Origin of the sequence: Ferrimonas balearica, assembly GCF_019802085.1 — a bacterium.
In the GTDB taxonomy this organism is placed as follows: Bacteria; Pseudomonadota; Gammaproteobacteria; order Enterobacterales; family Shewanellaceae; genus Ferrimonas; species Ferrimonas balearica_B.
This window is the reverse complement of sequence record NZ_JAHVHV010000001.1, coordinates 209764-229484: the sequence shown is the minus strand read 5'-3', so window position 1 is coordinate 229484 and position 19721 is coordinate 209764. Positions and strand designations below refer to the sequence as shown.

The 19721-nt window shown below is 67.0% G+C and carries 17 protein-coding genes and 1 riboswitch; of the genes, 12 read left to right on the top strand and 5 right to left on the bottom strand.

Annotated features, from left to right (window positions below):
* Positions 1–189 precede the first annotated feature (189 nt).
* Genes KUV81_RS01100 through KUV81_RS01080 form a run of 5 tightly spaced genes read left to right on the top strand, consistent with a single transcriptional unit; the run spans position 190 to position 5266 of the window.
* Complete coding sequence (locus tag KUV81_RS01100; protein WP_222541998.1) at positions 190–2151, top strand: TonB-dependent receptor plug domain-containing protein; 1962 nt, start codon at positions 190–192, stop codon at positions 2149–2151.
* Positions 2148–3389, top strand: a complete 1242-nt coding sequence (locus KUV81_RS01095; protein ID WP_222541997.1) for an ABC transporter ATP-binding protein — start codon at positions 2148–2150, stop codon at positions 3387–3389. Before KUV81_RS01100 ends, KUV81_RS01095 begins: the two co-directional genes overlap by 4 nt.
* The gene (locus KUV81_RS01090) at positions 3376–4002 is read left to right on the top strand and encodes an energy-coupling factor transporter transmembrane component T (RefSeq protein WP_222541996.1); all 627 of its coding nucleotides are present in this window, start codon (positions 3376–3378) and stop codon (positions 4000–4002) included. The genes KUV81_RS01095 and KUV81_RS01090 overlap by 14 nt, the downstream gene beginning before the upstream one ends.
* Positions 3999–4553, top strand: coding sequence for a core component of ECF transporter (locus KUV81_RS01085; protein WP_222541995.1), 555 nt, complete (start codon positions 3999–4001; stop codon positions 4551–4553). Before KUV81_RS01090 ends, KUV81_RS01085 begins: the two co-directional genes overlap by 4 nt.
* Entirely contained in the window at positions 4550–5266 is a 717-nt protein-coding gene (locus tag KUV81_RS01080) for a DNA-binding protein (RefSeq protein ID WP_222541994.1), read from the top strand. Before KUV81_RS01085 ends, KUV81_RS01080 begins: the two co-directional genes overlap by 4 nt.
* A 208-nt stretch (positions 5267–5474) precedes the next feature.
* Here the strand turns inward: KUV81_RS01080 and KUV81_RS01075 are convergent, their stop codons facing one another.
* The 4 genes from KUV81_RS01075 to KUV81_RS01060 all read right to left on the bottom strand — a co-directional run bounded on the left by KUV81_RS01075 (position 5475) and on the right by KUV81_RS01060 (position 9505).
* Positions 5475–5867, bottom strand: a complete 393-nt coding sequence (locus KUV81_RS01075) for a YbaY family lipoprotein (protein WP_222541993.1) — start codon at positions 5865–5867, stop codon at positions 5475–5477.
* A 60-nt stretch (positions 5868–5927) separates the two neighbouring features.
* Positions 5928–7289 carry an alanine/glycine:cation symporter family protein gene (locus KUV81_RS01070; RefSeq protein WP_222541992.1) on the bottom strand — a complete coding sequence of 454 codons (1362 nt, stop codon included), beginning with the start codon at positions 7287–7289 and terminating at the stop codon, positions 5928–5930.
* 114 nt (positions 7290–7403) lie between these two features.
* Positions 7404–7496: riboswitch (glycine riboswitch) on the bottom strand.
* Positions 7497–7680: 184 nt separating this feature from the next.
* Complete coding sequence (tesB, locus tag KUV81_RS01065; RefSeq protein WP_222541991.1) at positions 7681–8544, bottom strand: acyl-CoA thioesterase II; 864 nt, start codon at positions 8542–8544, stop codon at positions 7681–7683.
* 58 nt (positions 8545–8602) lie between these two features.
* Positions 8603–9505 (bottom strand): SDR family NAD(P)-dependent oxidoreductase, encoded by a 903-nt coding sequence (locus tag KUV81_RS01060; protein ID WP_222541990.1) that lies wholly within the window; start codon positions 9503–9505, stop codon positions 8603–8605.
* Positions 9506–9687: 182 nt separating this feature from the next.
* On the opposite strand from KUV81_RS01060, the gene KUV81_RS01055 reads away from it, so the two are divergent.
* Positions 9688–10578, top strand: coding sequence for a 1,4-dihydroxy-2-naphthoate polyprenyltransferase (locus KUV81_RS01055; RefSeq protein WP_222541989.1), 891 nt, complete (start codon positions 9688–9690; stop codon positions 10576–10578).
* Between the two features lie 72 nt (positions 10579–10650).
* Here the strand turns inward: KUV81_RS01055 and KUV81_RS01050 are convergent, their stop codons facing one another.
* Positions 10651–12558, bottom strand: a complete 1908-nt coding sequence (locus KUV81_RS01050; protein ID WP_222541988.1) for a propionyl-CoA synthetase — start codon at positions 12556–12558, stop codon at positions 10651–10653.
* A 200-nt stretch (positions 12559–12758) separates the two neighbouring features.
* Here KUV81_RS01050 and KUV81_RS01045 point away from each other — a divergent pair, with 200 nt between their 5' ends.
* The 6 genes from KUV81_RS01045 (at position 12759) to KUV81_RS01020 (ending at position 19712) form a co-directional block, all read left to right on the top strand.
* A complete protein-coding gene (locus KUV81_RS01045) occupies positions 12759–13151 on the top strand; it encodes a MerR family transcriptional regulator (RefSeq protein ID WP_222541987.1) in 393 nt (130 codons plus the stop codon).
* Between the two features lie 53 nt (positions 13152–13204).
* On the top strand, positions 13205–14368 hold the full coding sequence (locus KUV81_RS01040) for an isovaleryl-CoA dehydrogenase (RefSeq protein ID WP_222541986.1): 1164 nt from the start codon (positions 13205–13207) through the stop codon (positions 14366–14368).
* 72 nt (positions 14369–14440) lie between these two features.
* Positions 14441–16048, top strand: coding sequence for a carboxyl transferase domain-containing protein (locus KUV81_RS01035; RefSeq protein ID WP_222541985.1), 1608 nt, complete (start codon positions 14441–14443; stop codon positions 16046–16048).
* A gap of 3 nt (positions 16049–16051) precedes the next feature.
* Positions 16052–16852, top strand: a complete 801-nt coding sequence (locus KUV81_RS01030) for an enoyl-CoA hydratase-related protein (protein WP_222541984.1) — start codon at positions 16052–16054, stop codon at positions 16850–16852.
* Positions 16849–18804: an acetyl/propionyl/methylcrotonyl-CoA carboxylase subunit alpha gene (locus KUV81_RS01025; RefSeq protein ID WP_222541983.1), complete on the top strand. Its 1956-nt coding sequence runs from the start codon at positions 16849–16851 to the stop codon at positions 18802–18804. The genes KUV81_RS01030 and KUV81_RS01025 overlap by 4 nt, the downstream gene beginning before the upstream one ends.
* Positions 18801–19712: a hydroxymethylglutaryl-CoA lyase gene (locus KUV81_RS01020; RefSeq protein WP_222541982.1), complete on the top strand. Its 912-nt coding sequence runs from the start codon at positions 18801–18803 to the stop codon at positions 19710–19712. Before KUV81_RS01025 ends, KUV81_RS01020 begins: the two co-directional genes overlap by 4 nt.
* Positions 19713–19721: the final 9 nt, after the last annotated feature.

Sequence of the window (19721 nt, the reverse complement as noted above, 5' to 3'; positions counted from 1 at the left end):
TTCTGTCTGTTCGGATGGGGCAGCTTGTCCCCAGCTGCGACATCCTGTCCCCTTCCGCTCGGACTTTTCACCCCTGAGGTCAAAATCGGTCATTTCAGGTTGATCAATCTCTGAAATCGACACTCGCGCCGTTGTCGGCCCGTATCCAATGTCACCAGAATATCTCGAAATTTTTCGAGGATATTCAGAATGTTGAAACAAGGACTCAACCCGGTTCTGGCGGCCATGCTGCTGCCCTGGCCGGCCCTGGCGGCATCGGACGCGGGCATCGACGAGGTAGTGGTGGTGCAAGCCGAGCGCCCCTCGGCGCAACGGGAAGCCACCACTCAGTACACCCTGACCCGCAGCGACATCGAGCTGTCCGGTGCCCAGAGCCTTGAGCAGGTGCTCCAGGAGGTGCCCGGCCTGCACGTGCGGGTCGCCAACAAGGGGCCGGCCCGCATCGAAGCCCGGGGTTTCAAGACCCGTCACATCACCTTCCTGATCAACGGCGTGCCCTACAACAACGGCAGCGACGGCGAGTTTGACCCCGCCACCCTGCCGGTGGCCCTGATTGAGCGCGTCGAGGTGGTCACCGGCGGCGGTTCTCTGCTGTACGGGCCCGGCGGCGCCGGGGGCGTGATCAACATTCTCACCCGCAAGGGGTTTGGCGGCCACGCCCTGAGCGCCAACGTCGGCGGCGGCAACGACGGTAACTGGCAAGCCGGTGCCGGGGTGGCCCTGGGGGATCAAGGACGGTCCGCTCTGCTGCAGTACCAGGGGTACGGCCGTGACGGGTTCCGGCTGCCCTCCGACTTCCAAAGCGCGCCACAGGAGGACGGCGGCACCCGCAACAACAGCGATTATGAGCAGCACAGCCTGCTGGGGGAGATGGACTGGCAGCTCAGTGATGACACCCAACTGGGCCTGACCGCGAACTGGGGCACCCTGGAGAAGGGCAACCCCATCCGGGTGGATCACAAGAAAAGCGAGGTGGAGCGCATCGAGGCCCAGGACCGTTTCGGCCTGCAGGCCCGCGCCAGCCATCGCCTCAGTGACCAGCATCAACTGCGGGGTTACCTCTTCTACCACGAGCAGGAGGAGGAGACGCGGACCTACCAGGATGACTCCCTGGCCCAGGCCCTGACGCAAACCGACGCCCGCCTGGCGAATCAGGGGATGAACCTGCAGTGGATCTGGCAACAGGGTGCCCATCTGCTGACCACCGCCTACCTGCTGGAACAGCAGCGCTGGCGCGCCGAGCAGCATGACCTGACGGCCCCCGCTGCCCGGGCCGGGGACGGCTCCGGTGGGGGCTCAGGTGGCGGTTCCGGTGGCGGTTCCGGAGAGAGCGACGGCCCCCAAACCCAGCGCCAGAGCACCCAGTCCCTGGTCGCCGAGTACCAGTGGCAGCCCAGCCAGCACGGCGGCCTGACCCTAAGCGGTGCCCTGCACGACAACGACCTGGACGACCGACTGCGCCACAGCCTGCTGGGCTCGGGGTACTACTACCTGACCGAGGACACCAAGTTGAGTGTCAGCGGGGCTCGGAAGGTGCGCTACCCCACACTGGAGAACCAGTACGAAGCGACCCCCGGCATAACACTGACCCCGGAGACCACCGACCACTACGAAGCGGGGCTGACCCAGTACCTGGGCCAGACCAATCGCCTGACGCTCAGCGCCTATTACAGCGACGTGAGCAACTACATCGAGAAGGACAACGACGGGGTGCTGCGCAACTACGCCCACTACCGGTTCACCGGCGTGGACACCAGTTGGCACAACCAGAGCCTGGCGGCCCTGCACTGGATGCTGGGTTACAGCTACCTGGACGCGCAAAACCGCGGGGAGGACAACCAGAACCGCACCACCTTGCAGTACCGGCCCAAGCACAACATCAAGGCCAACCTCACCGCCTTCCTGCCCTGGCAGCTGACCGCCCGCCTGGACAGCCAGTACGTGATGGATCAGGTCTACTACCTGGATGGTGAATCCTTCGACCTGGACGATTACCTGCTGGTGGATCTCAGCCTCAGTCAGCCCCTGCCCTGGGCCGGGCTCAGCTGGCAGCTGACCGTCACCAACCTGCTGGACGAATGGTATGAAACCAGCCGCGCCCTGCCCCAGCCGGGCCGACAGTGGCTGATGCAGCTCAAGGGCCAGTGGTGACCGGCCTGCATCTGAAACGGCTGCCCCTGGCACGGGGCGGCCCAAGGCCGCCGCTGTCGCTGACGCTCCGCCCGGGAGAGGCGCTCATCGTCACCGGTCCCACCGGCTCAGGCAAAAGCAGTCTGCTGCTTCAGATCGCCGGTCTGCTGCCAACGCCGGCGGGGACCCTGGACCGGCCGGAGCGAGTCGGCCTGGTGATGCAGGACCCGGCGCTGCAGCTGATGCGCGAGCGGGTCGGTCCCGAGGTGGCCCTATGGCTGGAGCACCTGGGGCTGCCCCCAGAGCGGATGCGACCGCGCATCGAGCACGCCCTCGCCCAGGTGGCCCTGCCCCTGCCACTGGACACCCCAGTGGCCTCCCTGTCTCAGGGGCAAAAGTACCGCTTGCTGCTGGCGGCGCAGCTGGTGGCCCGGCCGCCACTGCTGTTGCTGGATGAGCCCTGGGCCCAGCTGGACCCTGAGGCCCTGGCGGCGGTGCTCCAAACCCTGAAGGCGCTGCAGGCTCAAGGCACCATGCTGGTGATCGCCGAGCACCGGGCCCAAGCCTTCGAGGCCCTGCGGCCGCGGATACTGAGTCTGGGCGTGACCCGCCAGGTGGCCCTGCCCCCCTGGCCCACCCTGCCCCAGGGGGCGCCGGTTCTGACAATCCAGGACGGGCGCTTGCTGGCCGCGGGGCAACCGCTGCTGACAATCCCCAGGCTGAGCCTCAGGGCCGGCCAATGCGTCACCCTCTGTGGCCCCAACGGCAGCGGTAAAAGCACCCTGCTGCAGGCCCTGGCCGGGCTGGATCACCGCCTGGAGGAGCCCCTGACGCGCCCGGCTCCGCCCCAGGGGCGCATCGGCTGCTTGCTGCAGCGCCCCGACCGACAGCTTTTCGCCGCCACCGTGGCGGAAGAAATCACCTTCAGCCTCAGCCGGTCCGGTCAACCGCTGGACAGCCTGCCCCGCTGGCTGGCAAGCCTGGGCCTGGCCGAGCTGGCGGACCGCTCCCCCCTGCGCCTCTCCTATGGCCAACAGCATCTGCTGGCGCTGTTGGCGCAGCTGGTCAGCCGGCCGAGCTTGCTGCTGCTGGACGACCCCCTGGCGGGGTTGGATGGCCAGACCCAGGCCCGACTCTGGCAGCTGCTGATGACCCAGTGCCAGCAGGGGATGGCCATCGTCATCGCCAGTCACCGAACTTTGCCGACCACCGGCCTGCGTTGGCGTATTGCCGAGGGCAGCGTGCATGAAGCCCCTTGACCCGGTACGCCTGACCCAGGCCAAGCTGCTGGCCGTACCCCTGCTGACCCTGCTGGGCCTGTCCGGCCCACTGTGGGCATTGGGCCCTCTGGCCCTTACCTGGCTGGGGCTGCTGTGGTGCGCCCCCAATGGCCTGCGGCAACTGCGCAAAACCCTGCTGTTTATGCTGCCCAACTGGCTGCTGATCAGCGCCGTCTACGGCATCAAGCTGGGGTGGGCGGGGCTGCCGGACGCCGCCCAGGTCAGCCTGCGCATCCTGCTGGGGATCCTGCCGGGTCTGTGGTTCTACCTCTCCACCCCGGGACAGACCCTGATCCGGGCTCTGGATCCCTGGCTGGCGCGCCGCCACGCCACGGTATTGCAGGCCGCACTGGCGCTGCTGCCCACCCTGGTCAACGAGGCCCAACTGCTGTTTCGACTGGCCCGCCTGCGCGGCGCCCACCTGCGTGGAAGGGACTTCCTGCGCCCCCGAGGCTACGCCGAGCTGGGCCAGACGGTGCTCCTGCCGCTGCTAGTGCAACTGATGCGATTCTCCGAACAACAAGCCCTGGCCCTGCAAAGCCGCGGCTACCGCGAGGACCGCCCCCTGACGCGATTCGAGGAAACCCCATGAACGCTCGACCACTGAATGACGCCCTGCTGCTCGGGGCCCTGGCCCTGCTCTTTATCGCCATCAAGTCCGTGTTTCGCTTTAAGCTCGGCCTCACCGGCCATTCGATGTTCTTTTTGATCACCACCTTGCTGCTGGCCTGGGGCCTGGTGCCCAGGCGCGGCTCGGTGCTCTATTGCGGCTTTTTGGCGGGGCTGCTGGCGATGGTGCTTGGGGTGGGCAAAGGCGGCCCCCTGGTGCTGCTGAAATTTCTGATGCCCGCCCTGGCCGTGGAACTGGCGCTGTGGCTACTGCCCCTGGCGCCCTGGTTTCGGGGCCAGGCGATGGTGGTGGGGTTCGCCGGGGTGCTGGCCTGGGTCGGCAAAGGGGCACTGGAGTTGTGGCTGGCCGGGGCCGCCTCTGAGGTGCTCCTGGTCCAGGTGGGCTGGAAGCTGCTCGGCGGCAGCCTGTTTGCGGGCCTGGCCTGTTTGATGGTCCCCAGGCTGCTGCGCCACCTGGCCCATCACCAGTTGATCCCACCACACCGTCAGCCCACCGCGGAGACTGCCCGATGAGCCTCTACCTCTGCATCGACGACACCGACGAGATCGGCAGCAAGGGCACCGGCGAGCTGGCCCAGGAGCTGATCGACGCCACCCATCAACAGGGGCTGGGGCACTGCTCCGGGATCACCCGCCACCAGCTCTACGTCCACCCCGACATCCCCTACACCTCCCACAACAGCGCCATGTGTTTCGAGGTGGCGATCCCGCCGCAGCGCATCGGCACCCTGTTGGCCCTGGCCCAGCAGTTCCTGTTGCGCCATTCGGCCCCCGGCTCGGATCCGGGCCTCTGCCTGGCGCCCAAGGCCCGCCTGGACGAACGGATACTCACCTTTGGCCAATCGGCCAAACGCCGGGTGCTGACCAAGGCGGACGCCTACCGCCTGGCCTTCGAACTGGGGCTGCACCTGAGCGAGCATGGCGGCACCGGGGATGGCGTGATTGGCGCCCTGGCCGGGGTGGGGCTGCGCCACGGTGGCAACGACGGCCGCTGCAAAGGGCAGTTGGCGGTCCCGGCCCAGCGGATGAGCGTGGCCGAATTGAGCGCCCTGCCGGGGGTGGACCAAGTGCGCACCATCGACGGCGAGCCCCTGGCCCCGGATACGCCCATCCGCCTGACGGGCAAAGTCAAAACCGTCTGGTTGAACCACGCCAACACCCTGCTGGTGGTGCCTCAGGGCAACGACTGGATCAACGCCCAAGCGGCGCAATTGAAGGCCTACTGAGATGACCCTGCCGATAGGATTCGACGCCTACCTTGAGGTTCGGGCCCTCGCCCGGGCCTGCCCCGACTTCGTGCTGGATGACGAAGATGAACACACCGACAGTGAAGGGGTCAGTTGCTACAACTGCGGCTATCGACGCTGGTTGCGAACGGGGTATGAGTGTCTGAGGCCCAAAACAAAAACGCCCCGCTGAGGCGGGGCGTTGGGTTTACTGCTCGATGGGCTCGAGCAACAGCTCGGTGGTGAGCTGACCGTTGTTGATCACCGGGTACCGCTTGAAGGTCTGCAGCACCGGTCGGCCGTTGACCCGGATGGCGGCCCACACCACGTAGTCCGCTTTCTTGTCCAAAATCGACTCGGGCACCGACAGGTAGAAGGGCACCGGCAGCTTGGCCACCTCGAACTCCTTCTGGGTCAGGATCACCCCCGGGGTGGCGGCGTCGATCACCGCCACCACGATGCGGGAGCCCTCCGGCAGCAGGGTGGCCTCTTTGAAGGCGGCCACCCCGGTCACCCGGACAAAGACCTCATCGTCCTCGGTAACGGTGACACAGCCGCTGAGGCTGACCAAAAAGAGGATACACAGCAAACGCTTAATCATGCCCAATGGCTCCTTGGTGGTTCTGGGCCCAGTGTAAACAAGGGCCCAGGCCGCCACAAGTCAGGCGGTCTTGGCGTTCAGGGCCTGTAGGGTCACCCCCGCCAGGTAGGCCCGGGTGTCCTCGATGATCTCTCGGCGCAGCAGCAGCAAGGCGATGAGGTTGGGCACCGCCATCAGACCGTTGACCACGTCCGCCAGCAGCCAGATCAGCTCCAGGTGCAGCAGGCCGCCGATGGCCACCAGGCCGACAAAGATCACCCGGTAGGGGTAGCGACCCCGCTCCCCCATCAGGAACAGCACCGCCCGCTCACCGTAGTAGCACCAGCCCAGGATGGTGGTAAAGGCGAAGAACAGCAGCGCCACCGTGATGATCTTGGTGCCGATAAAGGCGGAGAGCGCGCCGTTGAAGGCCGCGGAGGTCATGGCCGCACCGGCCGCCTCCCCCTGCCAGGCGCCGCTGATCACCAGCGCCAGGCCGGTGAGGGTGCAGATGATCAAGGTATCGAACAGCGGTCCGGTCATGGACACCAGCCCCTGCTCCACCGGGGAGTTGGTCTTGGCGGCCGCCGCCGCCATAGGCGCGCTGCCCAGGCCCGCCTCGTTGGAGAACACCCCCCGGGCGATGCCGAACTGGATCGCCATCATCACGGTGGCTCCGGCAAAGCCGCCCCCGGCAGCCACCGGGTTGAAGGCGGACTCGAAGATGAGGGCGAAGGCCGCTGGCACCGCCTGCCAGTTGAGCATCAGCAGCACGCTGCAGGCCACCACGTAGCCGATGGCCATGGTGGGCACCAGCGCGGTGGCCACCTGGGCGATGCGCCGGATCCCGCCGATCACCACCGCCGCCACCAGCGCCGTCAGGGCCACCATGGTCAGGGTGTTGGGCAGCGCAAAGGCGATGCGGGCCCCGTCGACGATGGCGTTGACCTGGGGGAAGGTGCCGATGCCGAAGCAGGCCACCAGCAGGGTGAACAGGGCAAACAGCTTGGCCAGCCAGCGCAGACCTGTGCCCTCGGCGATGTAGTACATGGGCCCGCCCACCTGCTCGCCCCGCTCATCGGTGCGGCGGTACTTCACCGCCAGCATGCACTCGGCGTACTTGGTGGCCATGCCCAGAAACCCCGCCAGCCACATCCAGAATAGGGCCCCCGGGCCGCCCAGCTTGACCGCGGTGGCCACGCCGACGATGTTGCCGGTGCCGATGGTGGCGGCCAGGGCGGTGCACAGGGCGCCGAAGCGGCTGACGTCGCCGGGCTGGTCGCCCTTTTTGAACATCAGCTTGAGGGCCAGGGGCAGGCCGCGCATCTGCAGCATCCCCAGGCGCAGGGTGAAATAGAGGCCGGTGCCCAGCAGCAGGATCAGCAGGGGCGGACCCCAGACCCAGGACGATAGGGTGGCTAACGCAGTTTCGAGTGAGTTCATGGCATTTTCCTCCTGTGTGACGACTCACTACACAAAGAGGAGAAACCTTGATGGACCGGGCGGGGGCGCCCGAGATACAGCGGCAGTGCGAACCGCGACCGAATGGCCGCGGTGATCAGCACCTCTGTCCTTTTGCCTGAGCGTTTCACGGCGGGGCCGCTTGCGCCTTCGGCGTCCAAATCAATGGATCTCTCCAGAGGCTCGTCCAGTATCAGTCCTCATCGGGCCATCCCGACGCCTGAAAGATTTACTTCTTCGGCGGGCAGCCCGTGGGCCGCCACTCTCCTGATACCTTCATCCGAGTAACTCGTTATTAAAACGAGCGAACCGGCAGAGTAACAAAAAACGGCGACCCGTCGAGGGCCGCCGTTGTGAGCCAGTGCACACTTTGTTAATCGCCCAGGTGGCGCATCAGCCCCTCCTGCACCGCACTGGCGATCAATTCACCATCGCGGTTGAAAAACTGACCGCGCACCAGGCCGCGGCTGTTGTTGGCGTTGGGGCTGTCGATGGCGTAGAGCACCCAGTCGTCGAAGCGGAACGGCCGGTGGTACCACATGGCGTGGTCGATGGTGGCCACCTTGAGGCGGCGATCCAGCCAGGAGAGGCCATGGGGCTGCAAGGCGGTGACCAGGAAGTTGAAGTCCGAGGCGTAGGCCAGCAGGTAGCGGTGCAACCGGGGATCGTCCGGCAGCTGACCCTGGGTGCGCATCCAGACGTAGCGCTTGGGCTCGGTGACCTTGGGCTTGAAGGGGTCAACCTGCTCCACCAGGCGCATCTCGATGGCGGCGTTGTCCAGGTAGCGCTCCACCATCCCCTTGGGCAGCTTGTCCCCCATCAGCTGGGCCAGATCGTGCTGGTTGGGCAGACCCTCGGGGCCGGGCACCTGGGGCATGGGATCCTGGTGGCTCACCCCGGGCTCGTCCCCCTGGAAGGAGGCGGTCATGTAGAAGATAGGGCGGCCGTGCTGGATGGCGCTGACCCGGCGGGCGCTGAAGCTGCCCCCGTCCCGCAGGTTCTCCACCTCGTAGACCACCGGCCGGCTCAGATCGCCGGGGCGCAGGAAATAGGAGTGGAAGGAGTGGACCGCCCGTTCGCTGGCCACGGTGGCCTTGGCGGCGCTGAGCGCCTGGCCCAGCACCTGGCCACCGAACAGGTGGCCGAAGCCCAGGTCCAGGGTCTGACCCCGGTAGAGGCCATCTTCCAGTTGCTCCAGGGACAACACCCCGAGGAGCCGATTGAGCGTTTCAGACATCGGTATTCATTCAGTCAACTGCGAATCGTCCTACGCTACTGGCTCCGCGGGGGAATTGCTACCTCTTCTCGATGACGCTGCGCATGGTGCGCGCCAGGCGCTGGGCGAAGTTCTGGTAGCCCTGGGTCTTGGGGCTGTTCTTCAGGGTGGGCCAGAGGCTGGCCAGGGTCTCCGGCCGCCGCTCCGAGGGCTCGAGGCGGATCCCCACCCCCTCCTGGGCCGCCGCCAACGAGTAGTGACCGCCACCGGCGGTGACGGTGGCGCCGTTGGGGGCCTGCTTGGACATCAGCCAGAGCATTGCCGGCACTATGGTGTCCGGACGCATCTCGTCCGCCTGCTCCGGCAGCACCCAGCGCTGGGAGAGCTGGCTGAAGCAGGAGGGGCACAGGGCGTTGATGTGCACCCCCACCGCCTCGCCCTGGGGGGCCAGGCTCTGCATCAGTGCCAGATTGGCGGCGTTGGAGGCGGCGTAACCGGCCATGCGATCGTCGCCGTAGAGGGCGGAGAAACCGGAGGTCACCATGATGCGGCCGTAGCCCTGCTCGGCCATGATGGGCCACACCGCCTGCACCGCCTCCAGGGTGGCGTAGTGGTTGATCTCCATCTGGCGTCGGTACAGACCGGTGTCGGTGCCCAGCTCCTCCTGGCAGATCAGCACCCCGGCATTGCACACCAAACCATCGATGCGGCCAAAGCGCTTGAGGGTGTCCTGCACCACGGCGTTGAACGCCTCGCGGTCGCGCACGTCGATGCAGTGGCCGATGACCTCGGCCCCCATGTCGTGGGCCAGGTCCACCACGTCCTCGATGAAACTGGGATCCTGGCCCTCGCCGTCGGCGTCGCAGCCCAGATCCAGCGCCACCACGTGGGCGCCACGCTCCGCCAGGGCCAGGCTGTAAGCCCGCCCCAATCCCCGTGCGGCACCGGTAACCAGGATCACCTGTTCAGCAAATTGGATCACAGTCCCTCACAAAAACCTTGTCATCATGCGGTCACTTTGGCTCAACACTCGGCAAATTTCTGTGATCGTAAAAGCAAAGCCGCTCTCCAACCGGGCGCGGCGGCGTGAACGTGATCTGAGTCTTTTGCAGGCAATTTCGGTAGAATAGCTTTTCATAAGTTCCAACACCTTGAATCAACACCATGAAATTCAACTATTGGCTGATGGCCATCCGTCCCCGCACTCTGCCGGCCGCCATCAGCCCCCTGCTGCTGGGCAACGCCCTGGCCTGGTACCAGGGGCAGTTCAGCCCGCTGGTGGCCGCCTGCGCCATGCTCTGCGGCCTGCTGCTGCAGGTCGGGGTCAACCTGGCCAACGACTACTTCGATTTCAAAAGCGGCGTCGACACCGAACAGCGCCTGGGCCCCACCCGGGTCACCCAGGCTGGCCTGCTGGCCCCCAGCGCGGTACGCAACGCCATGATCCTCTCCCTGGTGCTGGCAGTGGCCGTGGGCCTCTACCTCATCTACGTCGGCGGCTGGCCCATCGCCCTGCTGGCGGCCTTCGCCGTGGCCGGGGCCCTGGGCTACTCCGGTGGGCCCTACCCCATCGCCTCCCTGGGCCTGGGTGAGGTGGCGGCCTTTGTCTACTTTGGCCTGGTGGCCGTGGTGGGCAGCTACTACATCCAGACCGGCCACACCGACCTGACCGCCTGGGTGCTGGCGGCCACCTTGGGGCTGTTCAACGCCGCCATCATGCTGGTGAACAACACCCGGGACATCGTCACCGACACCCAGGCGGGCAAACGCACCCTGGCGGTGCGCATTGGCCAGCACAGCAGCCGCCTGCTCTACCGGGCCCTGGTGCTGCTGCCCTACCTCATCATCACCCTGACCTGGCTGCTGGGCGCCCTGCCCGGCCAGGCGGTGCTGCTGGCGGCCCTGGCCGCCCCCCTGGCGGTCAGACTGGCCGGTGCCTTCGAACAAACCGAAGGCGCCGCCCTGAACCCGCTGCTGGGCCGCACCGCCCAGCTCACCCTGGTCTACAGCGTACTGGTGACCCTGGGCCTGGTGCTGGCCAAGTTCAGCACCTGACCGGTCACCCGGCATAGAAAAAGCCGCCCCTGGGGCGGCTTTTTGGTGGGTACGAGGCTGGGGTAAGGCGCCTTAAACCGGCACCCGTCCCTTGCCGTAGCCCATGCGCACCAGGGTGTTGTGCACCAGATCCAGGGCCGCGGGGTCTTCAATGGTGGCGGGCACCGCGTACTCCTTGTTGTCGGCAATTTTGCGCATGGTGCCCCGTAGGATCTTGCCCGAACGGGTCTTGGGCAGCTTGTTGATGACGCTTACCAGCTTGAACGCCGCCACCGGCCCAATCTCCTTACGCACCAGGGCGATGAGCTCCTGGTAGAGGGCCCCCTCGGCCATCTCCACCCCGGACTTGAGCACCACCAGCCCCAGGGGCAACTGGCCCTTGAGCTTGTCCGCCACGCCGATCACCGCCACCTCGGCCACCGCCGGATGCTGGGCCAGCACCTCCTCGAAGCGACCGGTGGAGAGCCGGTGGCCCGCCACGTTAATGATGTCGTCGATGCGGCTCATGATGTAGAGGTAGCCCTCCTCGTCCTGGTAACCGGCGTCGCCGGTCAGGTAGTAGCCCGGATAGCGGCTGAGGTAGCTGTCGATGTAGCGCTGATCGTTGCCCCACAAAGTAGGCAGGGTACCCGGGGGCAGGGGCAGGCGGATGGCGATGGCGCCACTTTTCCCGGCGGCCACCGCCTGGCCCTCCTCGTCCAGCACCTCCACCTGGTAGCCGGGCACGGCGCGGGCCGGGGAGCCCGCCTTGACCGGCAGGGGCTCCACCCCCATCAGGTTGGCGCAGATGGCCCAGCCGGTCTCGGTCTGCCACCAGTGATCGATCACCGGCACCCGAAGGGTCTCCATCGCCCAGTTGAGGGTGTCGGGATCGCAGCGCTCCCCCGCCAGGTAGAGGGCCTTGAGGCAATCGAGGTTGTAGCGGCCCAGATACTCGGTTTGGGGATCCTCCCGCTTGATGGCGCGGATCGCCGTGGGGGCGGTAAAGAAGCTTTTCACCCGGTACTGTTCGATGACCCGCCAGAAAGCGCCGGGGTCGGGGGTGCCCACGGGTTTGCCCTCGTAGAGCACCGTGGTGGCCCGGGCGAGCAGGGGGCCGTAGACGATGTAGGAGTGGCCCACCACCCAGCCCACGTCGGAGGCGGCCCAGAAGGTGTCGCCGGCGTCGATGTCGTAGATCGCCTTCATCGACCAGGCCAGGGCCACCGCGTGGCCGCCGTTGTCCCGCACCACCCCCTTGGGGGTTCCGGTTGTGCCGGAGGTGTAGAGGATGTAGAGGGGATCCGTGGCCGATACCGGCACGCAGTCGGCGGGGGTCACGCCCTGCTGGGCGGCGTGCCAGTCGAGATCCCGACCGGCCTGCAGACTGGCCTCACACTGGGGTCGCTGCAGAATAAGGCAACGCTCGACGCCGTGGCTGGCCAGGCTCAGGGCCTGATCCAGCAGCGGCTTGTAGGCCACCACCCCGGAGGGCTCCACACCACAGGAGGCGGAGAGCACCAGCTTGGGCTTGGCGTCGTCGATGCGGGTGGCCAGCTCCGCCGCGGCAAAGCCGCCGAACACCACCGAGTGGATCGCCCCGAGTCGGGCGCAGGCCAGCATGGCGTAAACGGTCTCCGGCACCATGGGCATGTAGATCACCACCCGGTCCCCTTTGGTCACGCCCTGGGCCTTGAGGGCGCCGGCCAGTCGGGCCACCTGGGCCTGGAGCTCGGCGTAGGTGATGCCGTAGGCGCTGCCGGTCACCGGGCTGTCGTAGTGGATCGCCACCTGGTCCCCGAAGCCCGCCTCGACGTGCCGGTCCACGGCGTTGTAGCAGGTGTTGAGCTCGCCGCCCTCGAACCAGCGAAACAGCGGCGCGTTGTCGCGACTCAGTACCGTCTCCCAGGGCCGGTGCCAGTCGATGGCCGCGGCCGCATCGGCCCAAAACCCCTGCGGATCTTCCTGTGCCCGCTGCTGCAGTGCGCTTAATGACGTCATCTCTCCCTCTCCCCTGCCACTGTCTTTGGAATCCCCCGGTTTTAGCAGTCTGGTGCCAAAACCCCCATTAGACCTATGGCTATCGCCCGCCGCCCAGCCCCCGTCCGGCGGGCCGATGGGGCGCTGGGCACTGGCGCCAACTTTACCTTTACGTAAACTTCATATATCGTGAGCGAAACTGTCATCAGACTGGATTCACCATGACCAAAGGTTCACAAGCCACTTACTCCATCAGTGAGTTGGCGCGGGAGTTTGACATCACCACCCGCAGCATCCGTTTCTACGAAGATCAGGGCCTGCTGAAGCCGAAGCGCCGCGGCCAGACCCGGATCTACAGCCTGCAGGATCGGGTGCGGCTGAAACTGATCCTGAGGGGCAAGCGACTGGGGTTTTCCCTGGCGGAAACCGGCCGGCTGTTTGAGTTGTACGACGCCGACCGCAGCAGCCAGACCCAGCTGCGCACCATGCTGGAACTGATCGAAGAGAAAAAGGCGGATCTGCAGCAACAGATGGATGACATCAAGGTCATCATGATGGAGCTCAACTCCGCCGAAAACCAATGCCGCCAGGCCCTGACCGAGATCCAAAAATAACAACCAGGGATCCGTAGGCCAGGCAGGCCGATTCGCACAATGGGGAGAAGCGAATGTATCTAGGAAGTTTTAACTTCGGTCTCGGCGAGACCGTGGACATGCTGCGCGATGCGGTACGGGAGTTCGCCCAGGGGGAGATCGCCCCCCGGGCCGCGCAGATTGACGAGGCCAATGCCTTTCCCAACGAACTCTGGCCCCAGCTCGGCGAGATGGGGCTGCTGGGGATCACCGCACCGGAAGCCTTCGGCGGTGCCGACATGGGCTACCTGGCCCATGTGGTGGCGATGGAGGAGATCTCCCGTGCCAGCGCCTCGGTGGGCCTCTCCTACGGCGCCCACTCCAACCTCTGCGTCAACCAGATCGTCAAAAACGGCAACGACGCCCAGAAGGCCAAGTACCTGCCGGGTCTGGTCAGCGGTGAGCACATCGGCGCCCTGGCCATGAGCGAGCCCAACGCCGGCTCCGACGTGGTCTCCATGAAGCTGACCGCCCGCAAGGTGGGGGACACCTACCTGCTCAACGGCAACAAGATGTGGATCACCAACGGTCCGGACGCCCACACCTACGTGATCTACGCCAAGACGGATCCGGACGGTGGCTCCAAGGGGATCACCGCCTTTCTGGTGGAGCGCGGCTTCGCCGGCTTCAGCCAGGCCCAGAAGCTGGACAAGCTGGGGATGCGCGGCTCCAACACCTGTGAGCTGGTGTTCCAGGACTGCGAAGTGCCCGCCGAGAACGTGCTGGGCGGCGAGGGCAACGGCGTCAAGGTGCTGATGAGCGGCCTGGACTACGAGCGTGTGGTGCTCTCCGGCGGACCGCTGGGGATCATGGCCGCCTGCATGGACACCGTGATGAGCTACGTCAACGAGCGCGAACAGTTCGGCCAGCCCATCGGCAACTTCCAGCTGGTGCAGGGCAAACTGGCGGACATGTACACCCGCGCCAACGCCGCCCGGGCCTACGTCTACTCCGTGGCCGCCGCCTGCGACCGCGGCGAAACCACCCGAAAGGACGCCGCCGGTGCCATCCTCTACAGCGCCGAGTTGGCCACCCAGATCGCCCTGGACGCCATCCAGCTGCTGGGGGGCAACGGCTACATCAATGAATACCCCACCGGCCGCCTGCTGCGGGACGCCAAGTTGTACGAGATCGGCGCCGGGACCTCGGAGATCCGCCGATGGCTGATCGGCCGGGAACTGGTCAGCGAAACCCGCTGAGCCGCCCCCTTCCGCACCGGGCCCCGACAAGGGGTCCGGTGTGCAGTGTCGTCAACGACAAGGAACCAGACAGTGACCCAACTGCACTCCACCATCAATCAGCATGACGGTGCCTTTCGGCTGCGTCATGACGCCATGGCCGAGCTGGTGGCGGATCTCAACGCCAAACTGGCGGCGATCCTCCCCGGCGGCTCTGAGGTCGCCCGCGAGCGGCACACCAGCCGCGGCAAGCTGCTGCCCCGGGAGCGGGTCGAGCAGCTGCTCGACGTCGGCGCCCCCTTCCTGGAGATCGGCCAGATGGCCGCCTTCGAGTGTTACGAAGACCTGGTGCCCGCCGCCGGGGTGATCGCCGGCATCGGTCGGGTCAGCGGCGTCGAATGCATGATCATCGCCAACGACGCCACCGTAAAGGGGGGCACCTACTACCCTCTGACGGTGAAAAAGCACCTGCGTGCCCAGGAGATCGCCCGGCGCTGCCACCTGCCCTGCATCTACCTGGTGGACTCCGGCGGCGCCTTCCTGCCCCGCCAGGACGAGGTGTTCCCGGACCGCGACCACTTCGGCCGCATCTTCTTCAACCAGGCCCAGATGTCCGCGGAGGGGATCCCCCAGATCGCCGTGGTGATGGGGCTGTGCACCGCCGGTGGTGCCTATGTGCCGGCCATGGCGGACGAGTCCATCATGGTCAAGGAGCAGGCCAGCATCTTCCTGGCCGGTCCGCCGCTGGTGAAAGCGGCCACCGGGGAGGAGATCAGCGCCGAGGATCTCGGCGGCGGCCGCGTCCACACCGAGATCTCCGGGGTGGCCGATCACCTGGCGGACAACGACCAGCACGCCCTGCAGCTGGCCCGCCAGGCGGTGACCCGCCTGAACCACCAAAAAGCCAACCCCCTGAGCCCGGCGCCGGTCAAGCCGCCGCGCTTCGATGCCCGGGAGCTGTACGGCATCGTTGGTACCAACCTGAAGCAGCCGTTCGAGGTGCGCGAGGTGATCGCCCGCCTGGTGGACGACTCCGACTTCGACGAGTTCAAGGCCCGCTTCGGTTCCACCCTGGTGTGCGGCTTTGCCCGCCTGCACGGCTACCCCATCGGCATCCTCGCCAACAACGGGATCCTCTTCTCCGAGTCCGCCCAGAAGGGCGCCCACTTTATCGAGCTGTGCTGCCAGCGGGGGATCCCGCTGCTGTTCCTGCAGAACATCACCGGCTTTATGGTGGGCCAGAAGTACGAGCACGAAGGGATCGCCAAGCACGGCGCCAAGCTGGTGACCGCGGTCTCCTGCGCCACCGTGCCCAAGTTCACCGTGGTGATCGGCGGCAGCTACGGCGCCGGCAACTACGGCATGTGTGGCCGCGCGTTCGACCCCACCATGATGTGGAGCTGGCCCAATACCCGCATCTCTGTGATGGGCGGCGAGCAGGCCGGCAACGTGCTGGCCCAGGTTAAGGCCGATCAGCTGGCCAAGAAGGGGGTCGAGTGGCCCCAGGCGGAGCAGGAAGCGTTCAAAGCCCCCATCGTCGAGCAGTACGAGCGCCAGGGCCACCCCTACTACGCCAGCGCCCGGCTGTGGGACGACGGCATCATCGATCCGGCCCAGACCCGAGATGTGGTGGGCCTGGCCCTCTCCGCTGCCATGAACGCCCCGGCCACCCCCACCCGCTTCGGCGTCTTCAGGATGTGACCCATGGCCTACCAATACATTGAACTGACCCAGCAGGGGCCCCTGGCCCGGCTGACGCTGAACCGGCCGGACAAGCACAACGCCTTCAACGCCGAAACCATCGCCGAGCTGCTGGACGCCCTGGCCCGGGTGGCCGAGGACAACGCCCTGAGCCTGCTGGTGCTGGACGCCCGGGGCAAACACTTCTGTGCCGGGGCCGATCTGGCCTGGATGAAGGCCCAGGCCCAGATGGACGCCGAGGCCAACCTGGCGGACGCTCGCCAGCTGGCCGAGCTGATGCGCCGCCTCGACACCCTGCCCATCCCGGTGCTGGCCCAGGTCCAGGGAGCGGCCTTCGGGGGCGCCCTGGGGCTCATCGCCTGCGCCGACGTCGTGGTGGCCCAACCGGACAGCCTGTTCTGCCTCTCCGAGGTGAAACTGGGGCTCATTCCCGCGGCCATCAGCCCCTACGTCAGCCGCGCCATCGGCCCGCGTCAGATGCGCCGCTACGCCCTGACCGCCGAGCGTTTCGACGGCGCCCAGGCCCAGGCCCTGGGGCTGGTACACGAACTGGCGGAGCAGCCGGCCGAGGCCGCCCAGCCGCTCATCGACGCGCTGCTGGCCAATGGGCCCCAGGCCCTGCGCGCCGGCAAATCCCTGCTGGCCCTGGTCAGCGACGCCCCCATCGACGAGGCCCTCTGCGAAGAGACCGCCCGTCGCATCGCCGCCATCCGGGTCACCCCGGAGGGGCAGGAGGGGCTGCAGGCGTTTTTCGACAAGCGCCCACCGGCATGGCAACACTCAAAGCGGCAGGAGGCCCAATGAACATCAATAAAGTCCTCATCGCCAACCGCGGTGAGATCGCCTGTCGGGTCATCGACACCTGCCGTCGCCTTGGCGTCGCCACAGTGGCCGTCTACTCCGACGCCGACCGTCACGCCCGCCATGTGGCCATGGCGGACGAAGCCTTCCGACTGGGGCCGGCGGAAGCCCGCCTCTCCTACCTGGACGCCGAGCTGCTGCTCAAGGTGGCCCGGGAGTCCCACTGCGATGCCGTTCACCCCGGTTACGGCTTCCTGTCTGAGAACCCGGAGTTTGCCGAGGCCTGCGAGCAGGCGGGGATCCACTTTATCGGTCCCAAGGCCGACGCCATCGCCAAGATGGGGTCGAAAAGCGCCGCCAAGGCGATCATGGCCACCGCTGGGGTGCCCATGCTGCCGGGTTACCACGGTGACGAGCAGTCCGATGAGCGTCTAACCGAGGAAGCGGAAAAGATCGGCTACCCCCTGCTGGTCAAGGCCGCCTTCGGTGGCGGCGGCAAGGGGATGCGCATCGTCGAGCGCAGCGAGGAACTGGCCGCCGCCCTGGCCACCGCCCGCCGCGAAGCCCAAAGTGCCTTTGGCAACGACCAGCTGCTGCTGGAGCGCTACCTCACCGCACCCCGTCATGTGGAGGTGCAGGTGTTCGCCGACAGCCACGGCAACGCCGTCTACCTGTCGGACCGGGATTGCTCCATCCAGCGCCGCCACCAGAAGGTGGTGGAGGAGGCGCCGGCACCGGGGCTCTCCGACGCCCTGCGGGCCGAGATGGGCGAAGCCTCGGTGCGCGCCGCCAAGGCGATCGACTACCTGGGGGCCGGCACCGTGGAGTACCTGGTGGACGACCAGGGCCACTTCTACTTTATGGAGATGAACACCCGGCTGCAGGTGGAGCACCCGGTTACCGAGCTGGTGACCGGCCAGGACCTGGTGGCCTGGCAGCTCAAGGTGGCCGCCGGCGAACCCCTGCCCCTGACCCAGGAGCAGATCGCCATCCGCGGTCACGCCGTGGAGGTGCGCCTCTACGCCGAGGATCCCCAGCGGGACTTCCTCCCCGCCACCGGCACCCTGGCCCGCCTGCGCTGGCCGGAAGGGGACGGGGTGCGGGTGGACACCGGGGTGGTGGAGGGCGACGCCATTACCGCCTACTACGATCCCATGATCGCCAAGCTCATCTGCTTCGGCGACGACCGCCGCATGGCGATCCGCCGCCTGGTGCAGGCCCTGGCCCAGAGCGAACTGGCGGGGATCACCACCAACTTGCCCTTTTTGCACCGCATCGCCGATCACCCGGCCTTTGCCGAGGCCGAGCTGCACACCGGCTTTATTGAACAGCACAGCGACGCCCTGCTGGCCCCCAGTCACGACGCCTGGCCCGCCGCTTGGGCGGTGGCCCTGAGCCTGCTGGCCGAGTCGGACAGCGGCGCCGCGCCCACCGGCTGGCGCCTGAACGCCCCGGCCCGGGCCCAGTTGTTGCTCGAAGATGAGCACGGCGAGCACTACCCCATGGTCCTCACCGCCTCCGAACATGGCTGGCAGACCGAGCTGAACGGCATCACCGCCCAGGTGGCGCTGGTGAACAGCGCCGACCGGATGCGCCTGGAGCTCAACGGCCACCTCAAGTCCTGGCCCTGCCATCGCGACGAGACCGGCGTCACCGTGCTGCTGCCCGGCGGCCCGCTGCGCTTCAGCCAGGTGAGCCACCAGGGGGAGCAGAGCGCCGGCGACGCCGACAAGGCGCTGCAGGCGCCTATGAACGGCACCCTGGTGACCAACCTGGTTGCAGTGGGCGATAAGGTCAGCAGCGGCCAGGCCCTGGTGGTGATGGAGGCGATGAAGATGGAGTACACCATCAGTGCGCCTTTCAATGGCATCGTCACCGCCCTGCCCTTTGCCGAAGGCGACCAGGTCAGCGACGGCACCGCCCTGGTGGCCTTGGACGGGGAGGCCGAGGCATGAGGCCAAGAGAGGTCAAGATCGTCGAGGTCGGCCCCCGGGACGGTCTGCAAAACGAAGCCCAGGTGACCCTGGCGGATCGCATCGCCCTGGTGGACGCCCTCTCGGGCACCGGTTTGCGCCACATCGAGGCGGGCAGCTTCGTCTCTCCCAAGTGGGTGCCCCAGATGGCCGAGGCGGACCAGCTGTTTGCGCAGATCACCCGTCGCAGCGGCGTGCGCTACGCCGCCCTGACCCCCAACCTCAGGGGGTTTGACGCGGCCCAGGCCGCCGGGGTGGACGAGGTGGCGGTGTTTGGCGCCGCCTCGGAGGCGTTCAGCCAGAAGAACATCAACTGCTCGGTGGCCGAGTCCCTGGCCCGTTTCGAGCCGGTGATGGTGGCGGCGGAGGAGGCCGGGCTTAAGGTGCGGGGCTACGTCTCCTGCGTGCTGGGCTGCCCCTACGAGGGGGCCGTGGCCCCGGCCAAGGTGGCGGAGGTGGCTCATGCCCTCTATGCCATGGGCTGTTACGAGATCTCCCTGGGAGACACCATCGGGGTGGGCACCGCTGACCGGGCGGTGGCCATGGTGGAAGCGGTGGCGGCCCGGGTGCCCCTGAGCGCCCTGGCCCTGCATTTTCACGATACCTACGGTCAGGCCCTGGCCAACGTACTGGCCTGCCTGGAGCTGGGGGTCAGCACCATCGACAGCGCGGTGGCGGGCCTGGGGGGCTGCCCCTACGCCGCCGGCGCCAGTGGCAACCTGGCCACCGAAGATCTGGTGTACCTGCTGAACGGCCTGGGGATCCGCCACGGGGTGGATCTGGAGGCCCTGGTACAGGCGGGCAACGCCATCAGCCAACGACTGGGGCGCCCCAACGGCGCCAAGGTGGCCCGCGCCTTAAGTGGCCGCGGCACCGCCCAGCAAGCCTAACGGAACGGA

Excerpts from the sequence above, each read along its gene's own strand:
- KUV81_RS01100 (WP_222541998.1), top strand. The coding sequence starts at position 190 with ATGTTGAAACAAGGACTCAACCCGGTTCTGGCGGCCATGCTGCTGCCC.
- KUV81_RS01090 (WP_222541996.1), top strand. The coding sequence starts at position 3,376 with ATGAAGCCCCTTGACCCGGTACGCCTGACCCAGGCCAAGCTGCTGGCC.
- KUV81_RS01085 (WP_222541995.1), top strand. The coding sequence starts at position 3,999 with ATGAACGCTCGACCACTGAATGACGCCCTGCTGCTCGGGGCCCTGGCC.
- KUV81_RS01080 (WP_222541994.1), top strand. The coding sequence starts at position 4,550 with ATGAGCCTCTACCTCTGCATCGACGACACCGACGAGATCGGCAGCAAG.
- KUV81_RS01075 (WP_222541993.1), bottom strand. The coding sequence starts at position 5,867 with ATGATTAAGCGTTTGCTGTGTATCCTCTTTTTGGTCAGCCTCAGCGGC.
- KUV81_RS01070 (WP_222541992.1), bottom strand. The coding sequence starts at position 7,289 with ATGAACTCACTCGAAACTGCGTTAGCCACCCTATCGTCCTGGGTCTGG.
- tesB (WP_222541991.1), bottom strand. The coding sequence starts at position 8,544 with ATGTCTGAAACGCTCAATCGGCTCCTCGGGGTGTTGTCCCTGGAGCAA.
- KUV81_RS01055 (WP_222541989.1), top strand. The coding sequence starts at position 9,688 with ATGAAATTCAACTATTGGCTGATGGCCATCCGTCCCCGCACTCTGCCG.
- KUV81_RS01050 (WP_222541988.1), bottom strand. The coding sequence starts at position 12,558 with ATGACGTCATTAAGCGCACTGCAGCAGCGGGCACAGGAAGATCCGCAG.
- KUV81_RS01045 (WP_222541987.1), top strand. The coding sequence starts at position 12,759 with ATGACCAAAGGTTCACAAGCCACTTACTCCATCAGTGAGTTGGCGCGG.
- KUV81_RS01040 (WP_222541986.1), top strand. The coding sequence starts at position 13,205 with ATGTATCTAGGAAGTTTTAACTTCGGTCTCGGCGAGACCGTGGACATG.
- KUV81_RS01030 (WP_222541984.1), top strand. The coding sequence starts at position 16,052 with ATGGCCTACCAATACATTGAACTGACCCAGCAGGGGCCCCTGGCCCGG.
- KUV81_RS01025 (WP_222541983.1), top strand. The coding sequence starts at position 16,849 with ATGAACATCAATAAAGTCCTCATCGCCAACCGCGGTGAGATCGCCTGT.
- KUV81_RS01020 (WP_222541982.1), top strand. The coding sequence starts at position 18,801 with ATGAGGCCAAGAGAGGTCAAGATCGTCGAGGTCGGCCCCCGGGACGGT.